This window comes from Qipengyuania seohaensis (assembly GCF_002795865.1).
Lineage (GTDB): Bacteria > Pseudomonadota > Alphaproteobacteria > Sphingomonadales > Sphingomonadaceae > Qipengyuania > Qipengyuania seohaensis.
In genome coordinates this window covers 2,444,149-2,457,120 of record NZ_CP024920.1, presented here as the reverse complement: position 1 = coordinate 2,457,120, position 12,972 = coordinate 2,444,149, and the positions used below count along the sequence as shown (strand labels likewise).

The following is a 12,972-nucleotide window of genomic DNA, read 5'->3' as shown; positions in this document are numbered from 1 at the left end:
GGGGAGCACCGCATATGCTGATTCGATCCATCGAGAAGTTCCTTCGCACCCACGAGATGCCGCCGACCAAGTTCGGTCGTCTCGCGGCTCACGATCCCCGCTTCGTTCTCGACCTCAGGATGGGACGCGAGCCCCGCAGCGGCACCGAAGCACGCATTCGCGGGTTCATGATGGGGTTCGAGGCAGCGCGCGGCGAAACTCCCTCCAAGGAGGTGGCGCATGTCGGTTGAAGGCAAACCACCCCGCAAGAGACCCATTCGCCCCCGCCGGACCGCTGGGGATCGGTTGCGTGACGCCCTGATTACCCTTGGCGAACACCAGGGACAGGTGCTCACCCATACGGAAAAGGCATGGGCCAGCATCACCTTCGCAGGCACGCGCCACAGCCTTTCCATCCTGTTCGCGGGCGAGGATGCGGTGGAAGCGGGGGAGCGTTTCATTGCCGCCCTGCCCGATCACGAATTCATGCTCGCCGGACAGCTGGTTGCCGACGCCGGCGTGAGCGAGGTCGATCACCGGATCATGCCCGACCCGCGACTGGTCGTTCAGTGCGAGCTGCTCCTGCTCGAAGACGCCTGATCAGTAACCGGCGACAAGGTCCATCTGCGGGCTGACCGGCTCGCCCTTCTGCCACCTTTCGAGATTCTCGACGAACCTGTCGGCGCTGCGCTGGAACATCCTGGTCTGCGCGCGGCCCGACAGGTGCATCGTGACCTGCGCATTTTCGAGATCCCACAGCGGGTGATCTTCCGGAAGCGGCTCCGGATCGGTCACGTCGAGCAAGGCGGCTTCGATCTTCTTTGCCTGCAAGGCCTCGACGAGCGCATCCTGTTCCACCACATCGCCGCGCGCGATGTTCACGAGCACGGCATTGGGGCGCATGGCGGCCAATTCGGCGGCACCGATCATGCCCTTGGTTTCTTCGGTGGACGGTACCGCCAGGATTACCCAATCGAACTCGCCCAGCTTCTCGCGCCATTCACCGGGGCGCAGGTTACCTTCCCCACCTGAACGACGCACCGGCACCACCGTCATGTCGAACGCCTCGAGACGCGTCTTGATCAGGCTGCCGATCGCACCAAGGCCGAGGAGCAGCACGCGCTCGCCCGACAATTCGCGCTTGCCGGGGCTGTCGAGCAGCCACTCGTGCCGTTCCTGCGCGCGGACGACCTCGCGATAGCCCTTGGCATGGGCGAGCATCAGCATGACGACATATTCGGCGATGGTGATGGCGTTGATGCCGACACCGTTCGTGACCGTGACCCCGCGCTCCTGAAGGAGTTCCAGCGGCATAAAGTCGAGGCCGGCATAGATGGAATTGAGCCACTTTAGATTGGTCGCGGCCTTCGCGATCTCGATCATCGGCTCTTTGTCGTTGAGGTCGAACCACCCGATCTCAGCCTCCGGAGCGAGTTCCAGCGCCTGCTCCTTGGTCATGAACCACATGGGCTCCACCCAATCGGGCAGGCGCGGCTCCACCAGCGGGCGGATCAGGGCGGACATCACGGCTTTGGTCATGCGGGGGACTCTCCTCTTCAAGAAACAGTCCCTAACCGCAACTTAGCCCAGCTTCCACTCCCAGCCGAGCGGATCGCCGTCCATCACTTCAACACCCTTGGCAGCGAGGGTCGCGCGGATCGCATCGCTGGTGGCGAAATCCTTGGCGATTTTCGCCTCCTTGCGGCGGATCAGTTCGGCCTCGATCTCGGCTTCGGTGATCTCTGCCGAGACTGGGCGAATGCGGAGGTGTTCGCGGGTCAGGTCGAACAGGTTCAGGCCAAGAACGCGGTCCATGTCCTCGATCACGGCGCGCTTCACACCGCCATCGACCTTCTTGACCGCCAGCGCCTCGTCCAGCGCCACAAGGGCGACAGAAGTGTTAAGATCGTCAGAAATCGCGGCCTCGAACTTTTCACGCATCGGTGCGAACTTCTGGTGCGATGGATCGCCTGCCACTTCGTCCTTCAGGCGTTCGACACCCATCACGATACGCTTCAACCGCGTCAGCGCAGCCCCCAGCCCCTCCCAGCTGAACTCCAGCTCGCTGCGGTAATGCGCCTGGAGGCACATCATGCGGTATGCGAGCGGGTGGTAGCCCTTGTCGATCAGCAGTTGCAGCCGGAGGAACTCGCCCGAGCTCTTCGACATCTTGCCGCTGCGCTCGACAAGGAAATTGTTGTGCATCCAGATGCGCGCGCCGCTGTTCTCGGCATCGCCCAGCCCGCCGGTGCAGCAATAGGCCTGGTTCTGCGCGATCTCGTTCGGGTGGTGGATTTCGCGATGGTCGATGCCGCCGGTGTGGATGTCGAACGGGAAGCCGAGCAGCGCCTCACCCATGACCGAGCATTCGAGATGCCAGCCGGGCGCGCCCTTGCCCCATGGTGAATCCCATTCCATCTGCCGCGTCTCGCCCTCAGGCGTCTTGCGCCAGATTGCAAAGTCGGCGGCGTTGCGCTTGCCTTCCAGCCGGCCGATCCGGCCTTCGCCTTCCTCGGTCACGGCGCGGGCCAACTTGCCATAGTCATCGATGGTCGAGACGTCGAAATAGAGACCGCTTTCGAGCTCGTAGCAGTGCTTGTCGGCGATCCGCTTGCCCCACTCGATCATCGGCTCGACATATTCCGTGGCGCGCGGGTGCTGCTTGCCGGTAATGTTGAGCCGGGCAAGGTCGCGCTCGAAATCTTCCTGATAGAACTTGGCGATATCCCAGGCGGATTTGCCCGCCTTGGCCGCCATTTTCTCCATCTTGTCTTCGCCCTCGTCCGCATCGGAGGTGAGGTGGCCGACATCGGTGATGTTGATCACATGGGTGAGGTCGTAGCCTTTCCAGCGCAGCACACGGCCGAGCGTGTCGGAGAACACGTAGGCGCGCATATTACCGATGTGCTGGTAGTTGTAGACCGTCGGCCCGCAGGAATAGACGCGCGCCTCGCCCGGATGGACGGGAGTGAAAGTCTCGATCTCGCGGGTGAGCGAGTTGAACAGCTTGAACGGCGTTTCGGTCATGGCGTGCGCATTAGGTCGCGGCGCGCTTACTGCCAACCCTCCCAGCGCACGGATTCTTTCAGCGGGGCGCGTTTCACATCGAACTGGTTCACCGGAGCATCCGGATCGCGGTAACCGATGGCCATGCCGCAGAAGAAGGTGTGGTCGTCTGGAATGTCGACCATCTCGCGCACCTGCGGGCTGTAGGCGGCCCAGGCTTCCTGCGCGCAGCTATCCAGCCCTTCCTCGCGCAGCAGCAGCATGATCGTCTGCAGCCACATGCCGATATCGCTCCACTGCGGCGGGCCCATGTATTTGGGCGTGTGGACCAGCATCAGCACCGGCGCCCCGAAGGCGCGAAAGTTCTGCGCGAACCACATGAGGCGCTTGGCCTTGTCCTCTCGGGTGATGCCGAGCGAGGAATACATGTCCTCGCCCACGCCGAAGCGGCGCTCCTCGTAAACGCCGTCGAGACCCTTGGGATAAATATCGTATTCGGGCTTCAGCGCCGCGCGCCCTTTGGGAAACTCCTGCGCCACCCGGTCGAACAACGCCTGCATCGGCTCGCCGGTGAGCATAATGGCATTCCACGGCTGAACGTTACCGCCCGAAGGCGAACGCTGCGCCTTCTCGAGCACGCGGATGAGCGTTTCTCGGTCGACCGGCTGGTCGGTAAAGGCGCGGACGGAGCGGCGAGACTGGACGGCTTGGGTAACGTTCATTTGCTATCCTTGGTCGGAACAAAATCAATCCGTGCTGATCGGGCGAGAATTGTTCCGCCTGTGCCGTAGACATCCTCTAGGCCCAATTCGATGTCACCAGCTCGTACGTCAAACAACCTAGGGGGAAACTCCGTGCCTTCTATAATCGTACGAAATCCGAGCGAATGAACAGTGCTGGGTACAGCGCAAAAAAGATGGAAGCCAACCACTTGGACCATCGCTATTTTCACCCGGCATTTCTTATCGGGATTGAATGTCCCTCTTTGCCAGGCTCCATCCATTTCGATTTCCACGATAGCCTGCCCATCGCGCAGATAAAGTCCGACGAGGTCAGAATCGTGGAAGGAAGGGTGTTCCCCCAAATATTCGGTGAGGGCAGAACACCCCGCAATTCCACTCAGAACTGACGGATCAAAGTCCCAATCAAATGGTCTTTTGTGTTTCTGGGTCGCCAACGCTTAGCTCACTCCACCTCGAACAATCCCGCAAGTTGCTCGATAATAGTCCCCCCGAGCTGTTCCACGTCCATGATCGTCACCGAGCGCTTGTAATAGCGGGTCACGTCATGGCCGATGCCGATGGCGGCGAGCTGGACGGGGCTTTGCTTCTCGATCCACTCGATCACCTTGCGCAGGTGCCCTTCGAGATAGCCCGCCTGGTTCACGCTCAGCGTGCTGTCGTCGACCGGCGCGCCGTCGCTGATGACCAGAAGGATGCGGCGGTCTTCGGGGCGAGCGAGCAAGCGGGTGTGCGCCCAGAGCAGCGCCTCGCCGTCGATGTTTTCCTTCAGCAGCCCTTCGCGCATCATCAGGCCGAGATTGCGGCGCGCGCGGCGCCAGGGTTCGTCGGCCTTCTTGTAGATGATGTGGCGCAGATCGTTGAGGCGGCCCGGGTCGGCAGGACGGCCGTCGGCGAGCCACGCCTCGCGTGATTGCCCACCCTTCCACGCCCGGGTGGTGAAGCCGAGGATTTCGGTCTTCACGCCGCAGCGTTCGAGCGTACGCGCCATGATGTCGGCGCTGATCGCAGCGATGGAGCTCGGCCGCCCGCGCATCGAGCCGGAATTGTCGATCAGCAGGGTGACGACCGTGTCCTTGAACTCGGTGTCTCGCTCCATCTTGTAGGACAGCGCATGGCCGGGGCTGACGACCACGCGGGTCAGGCGTGCGGCATCGAGCAGGCCTTCTTCCTGGTCGAAATCCCAGCTGCGGTTCTGCTGCGCCATGAGGCGGCGCTGGAGCCGGTTGGCCAGCCGCGTGACGATGCCCTGCAGGCCAGCAAGCTGGCTGTCGAGATAGGCGCGCAGACGGTCCAGTTCCTCGTGATCGCACAGCTCGGGCGCCTCGACCACCTCGTCGAACTTGTCGGTATAGGCGCGGTAGTTGAAATCTTCGGGCAGGTCGGTCCACGGTCGGTTCGGGCGGACGGGCTGCATGCCCTCGCCGTCCTCGTCCGAAGGATCGCCATCGGACATTTCCTGCTCGCCCTCGACGTCCTGATCCGCATCGCCATCGGCTTCGCCGTCGCTGACTTCGCCGCGGGCATCGGTTTCCTGCGGCTGGGCCTCGCCCTCGTCTTCCTCGTCGGTGTCCTGGTCTTCTTCGGGCGTATCGCCCTCGTCCTCGTCACCGTCCTCGCGGCCCTCGTCCTCGGGCATTTCGGGCAAGGTCAGCTCGAGATGACGGAGCATCTCCATCGTCAGGTCCTGGAAGGCGCGCTGGTCGTCGAGCGCTCCTGCAAGATCGTCCATATCGCTGCCGATCTTCGACAGGATGTCCTCGCGCACCATGTCGACGCCCGCCTTCGCGCGCTCGGGTATGGCTTCGCCCGTCAGCGCCTCGCGCAGCATCAGGGAAAGCGCAGTCGGCAGCGGGACTTCGTTCGCGGCATCGGCGCGCGCGATGGGGTCGCTGGCCGTGCGCAGTTCGACCGCCGCGTCCAGGTTGTCGCGAATGCCGGAATAGCGCGTGCTGCCGATCGCCTCGTAACGCACCTGCTCGATCGCATCGTAGCAGGCGCGGGCAATCGGTTCGGGCGGCGCGCCGCGATTGTGCAGCGCTTCGTTGTGGTGGCGAAGGCGCAGCGCGAAGCTGTCGGCAAAGCCGCGCGCTTCCGTCGCCTGGTCCTTGGGCAAGGTGCGACCGGGCAGCGGAACGCGGAAGTTCTTGCCCGACTGGCTCGGGCTGTCCGCGCTCCACGCGACCTCGACCTCCGGCTCCTGCGCCAGGGCGCGGGCGGTGCCGGTCAGTGCCTGCTTGAAGCGGTCGAGGGGTGTCTGGTCGGTCACGTAGGCCTAGTTAGGACGTCGGGATGCTTTGGCCAGTCTTTTCCCAGTCCTTGATGAAGCCTTCCAGGCCCTTGTCGGTCAGGACGTGCTTGAAGAGGCCCTTGATCACGGCAGGCGGCATGGTGGCGACATCGGCACCGATACGCGCACTTTGCAGCACGTGGACGGGGTTGCGGATCGAAGCGACGAGGATTTCGGTCTCGAAGCCGTAGTTGGAATAGATCTGCGCGATATCCGCGATCAGCTCCATGCCGTCGAAGCCGTTGTCGTCGTGGCGGCCAACGAAAGGCGACACGAAGGTCGCGCCCGCCTTGGCCGCAAGCAGGGCCTGGTTGGCCGAGAAGCACAGCGTCACATTGACCATCGTGCCGTCGCTGGTCAGCTTCTTGCAGGTCTTGAGCCCGTCGATCGTCAGCGGAACCTTGATGCAGACATTGTCCGCGATCCGGCGCAGGGTTTCCGCTTCCTTCATCATGGTTTCATGGTCGAGCGCGACGACCTCGGCGCTGACCGGGCCATCGGTAAGGCCGCAGATTTCCTTGGTCACTTCCATGAAATCGCGACCCGACTTGGCGATCAGTGAGGGATTGGTCGTCACCCCGTCGAGCAGGCCGGTGTCGGCCATTTCCTTGATGTCGGCGATATCGGCAGTGTCGACGAAGAATTTCATGGGTGTGCGCTCCGCAAAAAGGCGAGAAAAGGTGTTACCCGCTGCAAGGCGATTGCGGGCTATGAGTCAAGGCTTGGCCGTCGCACGCTCACGCATTGCCCACCACCAAACAGGCCGCGGCGACTAGCGCCCCGGTCCAGCGGTTGGCGCGGAAACGTTCGAGCGGATTGTCGGGGTCCTCGCCATCCAGCGTGGCGACCTGCCATACCAGATGCGCGGCAGCGGGCAGCAGGGCCAGCAAGGCGATCCAATCCGCCCGGTATAGCCAGAAGGCAAGCGCCCAAAGGGCCACGGCTCCACCATAGAACAGCGCGACGCCCCCGCGCACCCTGCCCCCAAGGCGGAGTGCGGACGAGCGTATGCCGACCAGCGCGTCATCCTCGCGGTCCTGCATGGCGTAGATCGTGTCGTAACCAATCACCCACAGCGCAGCGCCCGCATACATGGCGGCCAGCGCATCGAGATTATCGGCGCGGAAATGGGTGAAACCGACCAGCAGCCCCCAGGTGAAGACCATGCCGAGCCACGCCTGCGGCCACCAGGTGATGCGCTTCATGAACGGATAGGCCGCAACCAGCGCAAGGCTGGCCAGCGCGACCATTTGCGCCAGCGGTTCGAGTTGCAGCAGGACGACGAGGCCGACGAGGCTCAGCGTAACCAGCCAGCCCCATGCGAGTTTCTTCGACACGCGCCCGCTTGCCACAGGGCGGCTGGCGGTGCGCGCCACCTGCCGGTCGAGCTTGGCATCGACGATGTCGTTATAGACGCAGCCCGCGCCGCGCATGGCGATGCTGCCGAGCAATAGCCAGCCGAGCAGCGCGAACTGCCAACCTGCTCCTGCCAGCCACACGCCCCATGCGCAGGGCCAGAACAGCAGCCACCAGCCGATCGGCCGGTCGAACCGCGCCAGCATCGCAAGGTCGCGCGGCAATTGCGGCAGGCGCTCGACCAGTCCGCGATGTTCGCTGTCGGGGACGATCTGCGGAGGGGCGGAGGTGTCGTTCATCGCTTGCTTCCTAATGCGCGAGACGCCAACAGGCTAGCCATGCCTGCAACAGCCGCCTGGCCGCCCAAGAGCGCTCCCCGCCTGTTCGTCGACACCGAACTTTCGAACCATGCGACCGTTCAGATAGAGGGCAATCAGGCGCACTACCTGACCAAGGTCATGAGGGTATCCCCCGGCGACGCGGTGATCCTGTGCGACAACGTGACTGGCGAGTGGGCCGCCGAAGTGGTCGAAGCCGGCAAGCGTCACGTGACGCTGCAACCGACCCATCACCAGCGCCCGCGCGAGCCGGTGCCGGATTTCTGGCTGTGTCCTGCGCTGTTGAAAAAAGACCGCTTCGACATGGTGCTGGAAAAGGCGACCGAGCTCGGCGTCGACCGGATCGCGCCGGTCGTCACGCGGCGCTGCGTTGCGGACAAACTCAACCTCGACCGTGCTTCTGCCATAGTGACCGAAGCGGCAGAGCAATGTGCCCGTACTGCTCTCCCCCAGGTAGCAGAGCCGGTGAAGCTCGACGCCCTGCTGCGCGATTGGCCCGAAGATCGCCTGCTGTTCTTTGCCGACGAGGAAGGCGGCGAACCGGCCGCCGATGCCTTTTGCTATGCGGACGGCCCGGCAGCACTGCTCACCGGGCCCGAAGGCGGCTTCGACGATGCAGAACGAGAGGCGATCCGCGCCCACCCCAATGCCCGCCCGATCGGTCTCGGCCCGCGCATCCTGCGCGGCGAAACGGCAGCGATTGCGGGAATAGCCGTGTGGATGGCTGAGGCAGGCGACTGGATCGACGAGGAATAATTCCTTTGCGCAGCGGGATTGGGTTTTCTAACGCCACCCAATGAGCACGCGCGACACCTCCGCCAAGGAAGATCCGATCATCGAATCGCGCGACCAGTTGGTCGCCCCGATGCAGTCTGGCGAAAAACCGAAGGCCGACTGGCGCATCGGGACCGAGCATGAAAAGCTGGTGTTCCGCCGCGAGGATTTCCGCGCGCCTTCCTATGACGAACCAGGCGGCATTCGCGATATCCTGATGTCGCTGCGCCAGTTCGGGTGGGAGCCGGTGGAGGAAGGCGGCAAGGTCATCGCCATGCGCGGCGACGACGGCACGGTCAGCCTAGAACCGGCCGGCCAGCTGGAGCTATCCGGCGCGCCGCTGGAAAACCTGCACCAGACCTGCGCCGAAACCGGACGACACCTCGATCAGGTGAAGCGTGTCGGCGAAGACTGCGGCGTCGGCTTCCTCGGCCTCGGCATGTGGCCCGACAAGACCCGCGAAGAGCTGCCGATCATGCCCAAGGGCCGCTACGAGATCATGATGCGGCACATGCCGCGCGTCGGCACTCTCGGACTCGACATGATGCTGCGGACCTGCACCATCCAGGTGAACCTCGACTATTCATCGGAAGCGGACATGGTGCAGAAGTTCCGCACCGGCCTCGCGCTGCAACCGCTGGCAACGGCCCTGTTCGCCAATTCGCCCTTCACCGAAGGGAAGCCCAACGGATACCTTTCCTATCGCAGCCATATCTGGAGCGACACCGACCCGCATCGCACCGGCATGCTGCCCTTCGTGTTCGAAGACGGCTTCGGATATGAACGCTGGGTCGACTACATGCTCGACGTGCCGATGTATTTCGTCTTCCGCGACGGCAAGTACCTCGACGCGGCAGGCCTCAGTTTCCGCGAATTCCTCGATGGCAAGCTGTCGATTCTCCCCGGCGAAAAGCCGACGCAAAGCGACTGGTGGGATCACCTTTCCACCGCCTTCCCCGAAGTACGCCTCAAGAGCTTCCTCGAAATGCGCGGCGCGGACGGCGGTCCGTGGAGCCGCATCTGCGCCCTTCCCGCATTCTGGGTCGGCCTGCTCTACGACCAGGGCGCGCTCGATGCGGCGTGGAACCTGGTCAAGGACTGGACGATGGAAGAGCGCGAAAACCTGCGTAACGCGGTGCCCAAGCTGGCGCTCGACGCGCCTATCCCTGGTGGTGGCAAGCTGCGCGATATGGCGAAGGACGTGCTGGCCATCGCCCGCTCGGGTCTCGCTGCGCGCGGCAGGCTGAATACCTCGGGCGACAACGAAACGGGCTTCCTCGAAACGCTCGACGAGATCGTCGCCAGCGGCAAGGTGCCCGCGCAAGTCCTGCTGGATCGCTATCACGGCGAATGGGGCGGCGATATCAAGCGGGTCTACAAATACAGCTTCTGAGAGAGGACACGGCGATGATCCAGATTAACGGCACGATCCGACTGGCCGAAGGTATCGACAGCAACACGCTGGACGCGATCATTACCATGGTCCGCGCAAGCCGCGCAGAAGACGGCTGCCTCGATTATACTTTCGCGCGCGATCTGGCCGATCCCAACACGCTTGTCCTGTTCGAGCGGTGGCGCGACAAGGCGGCGCTCGATGCGCATGGCAAATCGGCGCACATGGCGGCTTTCCAGGAAGTCATGGCGAACAATCCGCCCGTTTCGCGCGACCTGCGGATCTACGAAACCGACGACGGCCAGCCGCTCGGCTGACTACTCGGCAGGTTGTGCCGGTGCCCGCGGGCGCGGCGTAAACTTCGCGAAAAGCCTCGTCAGCGGCGCGGTAATCAGGCCGTTGCGCCCCATCCACGCGTAATAATCGCGATATTTCTGGTCCTCGGCCAGCAGGTGCGCCTCTTCCGTGCGCGCACGCCAATAATAGATGCCGTTCACGCAGAGGAGGAAGAAGGTGTTGCGGATCGCATCCACCGGGCTCTGGTTCACGACGAGGAACGGCATCACGCTGCACCACCAGAACAGGTTCTTGGACAGATACGCAGGGTGCCGGGTGAAGCGATACGGGCCGTTGGTCAGCACACCGCGGTAGGTGAGGTTGGAAAACCGGATACCGAAGGCGAACGTCGCCCACGCATAAATCGCGGTCAGGCAGACCAGCAATCCCGCCCACAGCCACAGGACAACCTCGTTTCCGGCCAGCCAGTAATGCCATTGTTCGACATGGTGTTCGTAGCTCATGACCTGCCCGTTGCCGAGGATGCCCCACACGAACGGCGGATAGCACACCAGCGCTGCCAGCCAGCCGCCGAGGAAGGGATTGCCGGACCGGATGTGCGCATCGAGCGGACGTAACGTCACAATGTATCCCACCGCGCCCACCATCACATCGACGAGGAACAGCAGGTTGATCAGCACCACGGCGAAAATCACCGGGTTGGACAGGAATTCATAGAGGTCGGCATTCACTACATTGGCGAAGTTCACCGGTACGATCGAGATCATGAAAGCGCCGAAAAAGGCCTTGATGATCCATGCGCGCCAGTGCTTCAGCACCTCCCCGCGGTCCCAGTCGTCGCGCATGAACAGCATGGCGCCGAAATGCCAGGCATGGTCGCGCGGGTTCTTCATCACGCGGTCCAGCCACAGAACATAGGGCACCGACAGCACCACCATCGCGGCCCCCATGACCGCCAATACCTTCAGCGCGTAAATATAGTTTCCGGCCCAGTACCAGCGACACAGGCAGTAAAGCGCTACAAGGATGGCCCAGGTCGCCCACAGTCCCGCGATCTTGGTCAGCGACATCTCGAGATCGGGCTTGCGGCTTTTCCCGAGCGACCAGTCGATCCCGGTCGAAGGGCGCAGGTGCACCTTGTCGACGAGTATCGACCACGCAACCATGGGCACGGTGATGAAGACGAGGCCGGCAATTGCCGCGTTTTGCCCGACCAGTGGCTCTCGCGGGCCCGGCAGCCCCCAGAATTCGGCTATTCCCGCCCAGTCCCGCGCAATCCACACCCATGCGAGCAATGCAGCAAGCCCCACCAGCCCGACGGCTGGCGAGACATCGCTGGGTGGACGCGTGTCCGGAACGGATGCGTGTTGGACCATGGCCGCACCCTATAACGCGGCAATGGTAAACGGTACGAAAACTATCGCGCGCCTAGCGGAAAGCGGTGATCGTGCCGCTGTCGTCGAGAACGAAGAGCGTTTCGTTGGCAACAACGGGTGGCAAGCTGATAGATTCGCCCAGTTCGGTGAACAGGGTGGCCGAACCTTCGCCGGTGCTGATGCGCCAGATCTCGCCATTGGAATTGACCGCCCACAGCTGGCCGCCGGCGAGAACCGGACCCTGCCAGAAGATCGGGTTCTTCTTCTTTTCCTCGTTTTCGTAACGCGGCATCTGGGTCAGCCAGCGGACCTTGCCGCTGCTGCGCTGGATCGAGATCAGGCGCGCATCGTCGGTCAGCGCGAAAATCCACTCGCCAGCGATGGCCGGGGTCGAAATCCCTGCCACGTTGAGTTCCCACAGGCGCTGGCCCGTGACGAGCTCATATGCGGCCATGCGTCCACCCTGACCAAGCGCATAGACCCGGCCATTGTCGATGATGGGATCGGCGTCGATGTCCGACAGTGCACCGACCTGCGTGGAGATCGAGGTGCGGGCCAGGGCGTCTGCCCATAGGCTGCGGCCGTTTTCATAGCGATAGGCGATGAGTTCGCCCGAAGTGTAACCGGCAACGACCGTACCCTGACCTGCCGCAGGGGCAGCCACGCCGAACACGCCTGCCATGGTCGTCGAACCCGATTCGTCCCACTGCAGGCTGCCATCCGCCGCGTTGAGGGCGTAAAGGAGGTTATCCTGAGTCATCACGAAGACGTTGTCGTACGCCAGCGTCGGCGAACCGCGCAGCGGGCCGCCGGGCTTCACCTTCCACAGCTCGGCACCGGTCTGCGCATCGAGGGCGAAGACATTGCCTGCCCCATCGGTGCCGTAGACCTTGCCCGCGCTGTAGCTGACGCCGCCGCCGAAAGCCGAGGGGCGCGTGTCGTCGGTAAGTTGCGATTGGTAGTCCCACTGGCGCACACCGGTCTGCGCATTGAAGGCGTTCACGCGGCCGTCGGTGCCAACGGCAAACAACTTGCCACCACCAACAACGGGAGAAGCGCCGAGACGCTGGCGATTGTCGGCGCCGGCGACTTCCGCGGTGAAGGCACGGGTCGGGGTTTGCGAGAGGGCAAGGTGCCCGTAGCTCTTGCTGGCGGAGCCGCCTGCCTGGCCCCATTCGGCATTGGCCTGCGCCGGGGGCAGGACCACCGAAACGCCGGCGAGCGACGGATCGACCTTCGCGCCCGTTTCGATACGCGAAAGGATAGGCTCACGGTCGCCGAGGGTCGGGGTCGTTTTCTTGTCGTCGGAGCCCCCGAACAGGCCACCGCTACAGGCGGCGAGGCCCAAGGCCAGGGTTGCGGCAATCGTGCCGCGCTTGATCGATTTGGCTTTGGTCTGGCTCATCATGGGTCCGTATATGAT

The 12,972-nt window shown here is 63.4% G+C and carries 14 protein-coding genes; 5 read left to right on the top strand and 9 right to left on the bottom strand.

Translation table 11 applies throughout. The features are described from left to right. Positions 1-14 precede the first annotated feature (14 nt). A complete protein-coding gene (locus tag CVE41_RS12095; protein WP_100260888.1) occupies positions 15-230 on the top strand; it encodes a hypothetical protein in 216 nt (71 codons plus the stop codon). Beyond that, positions 220-579 carry a hypothetical protein gene (locus tag CVE41_RS12090; RefSeq protein WP_232725694.1) on the top strand — a complete coding sequence of 120 codons (360 nt, stop codon included), beginning with the start codon at positions 220-222 and terminating at the stop codon, positions 577-579. Before CVE41_RS12095 ends, CVE41_RS12090 begins: the two co-directional genes overlap by 11 nt. On the opposite strand, the gene CVE41_RS12085 is transcribed toward CVE41_RS12090, so the two are convergent. The 7 genes from CVE41_RS12085 to ubiA form a co-directional block, all read right to left on the bottom strand. Next, positions 580-1,518 (bottom strand): D-2-hydroxyacid dehydrogenase, encoded by a 939-nt coding sequence (locus tag CVE41_RS12085; protein WP_100260887.1) that lies wholly within the window; start codon positions 1,516-1,518, stop codon positions 580-582. Positions 1,519-1,560: 42 nt separating this feature from the next. Next, positions 1,561-3,006 (bottom strand): cysteine--tRNA ligase, encoded by a 1,446-nt coding sequence (gene cysS, locus CVE41_RS12080; RefSeq protein WP_100260886.1) that lies wholly within the window; start codon positions 3,004-3,006, stop codon positions 1,561-1,563. Positions 3,007-3,032: 26 nt separating this feature from the next. Further along, positions 3,033-3,707, bottom strand: coding sequence for a nitroreductase (locus CVE41_RS12075; RefSeq protein WP_100260885.1), 675 nt, complete (start codon positions 3,705-3,707; stop codon positions 3,033-3,035). Then, entirely contained in the window at positions 3,704-4,162 is a 459-nt protein-coding gene (locus CVE41_RS14660; protein ID WP_157799501.1) for a hypothetical protein, read from the bottom strand. Before CVE41_RS14660 ends, CVE41_RS12075 begins: the two co-directional genes overlap by 4 nt. 8 nt (positions 4,163-4,170) lie before the next feature. Next, complete coding sequence (gene cobT / locus CVE41_RS12065) at positions 4,171-5,994, bottom strand: cobaltochelatase subunit CobT (protein ID WP_100260883.1); 1,824 nt, start codon at positions 5,992-5,994, stop codon at positions 4,171-4,173. A gap of 10 nt (positions 5,995-6,004) precedes the next feature. Beyond that, positions 6,005-6,664, bottom strand: a complete 660-nt coding sequence (gene fsa, locus CVE41_RS12060) for a fructose-6-phosphate aldolase (RefSeq protein ID WP_100260882.1) — start codon at positions 6,662-6,664, stop codon at positions 6,005-6,007. Positions 6,665-6,752: 88 nt separating this feature from the next. Beyond that, the gene (ubiA, locus tag CVE41_RS12055) at positions 6,753-7,670 is read right to left on the bottom strand and encodes a 4-hydroxybenzoate octaprenyltransferase (RefSeq protein ID WP_100260881.1); all 918 of its coding nucleotides are present in this window, start codon (positions 7,668-7,670) and stop codon (positions 6,753-6,755) included. A 39-nt stretch (positions 7,671-7,709) separates the two neighbouring features. Here ubiA and CVE41_RS12050 point away from each other — a divergent pair, with 39 nt between their 5' ends. Genes CVE41_RS12050 through CVE41_RS12040 form a run of 3 tightly spaced genes read left to right on the top strand, consistent with a single transcriptional unit; the run spans position 7,710 to position 10,193 of the window. Then, positions 7,710-8,465: a 16S rRNA (uracil(1498)-N(3))-methyltransferase gene (locus CVE41_RS12050; RefSeq protein WP_100260880.1), complete on the top strand. Its 756-nt coding sequence runs from the start codon at positions 7,710-7,712 to the stop codon at positions 8,463-8,465. Positions 8,466-8,505: 40 nt separating this feature from the next. Next, complete coding sequence (locus CVE41_RS12045; RefSeq protein WP_100260879.1) at positions 8,506-9,876, top strand: glutamate--cysteine ligase; 1,371 nt, start codon at positions 8,506-8,508, stop codon at positions 9,874-9,876. 14 nt (positions 9,877-9,890) lie between these two features. After that, the gene (locus CVE41_RS12040) at positions 9,891-10,193 is read left to right on the top strand and encodes a putative quinol monooxygenase (RefSeq protein ID WP_100260878.1); all 303 of its coding nucleotides are present in this window, start codon (positions 9,891-9,893) and stop codon (positions 10,191-10,193) included. Here the strand turns inward: CVE41_RS12040 and CVE41_RS12035 are convergent, their stop codons facing one another. Continuing rightward, a complete protein-coding gene (locus CVE41_RS12035; protein ID WP_100260877.1) occupies positions 10,194-11,549 on the bottom strand; it encodes a methyltransferase family protein in 1,356 nt (451 codons plus the stop codon). Between the two features lie 52 nt (positions 11,550-11,601). Then, positions 11,602-12,954, bottom strand: coding sequence for an outer membrane protein assembly factor BamB family protein (locus CVE41_RS12030; protein WP_232725693.1), 1,353 nt, complete (start codon positions 12,952-12,954; stop codon positions 11,602-11,604). Positions 12,955-12,972 lie beyond the last annotated feature (18 nt).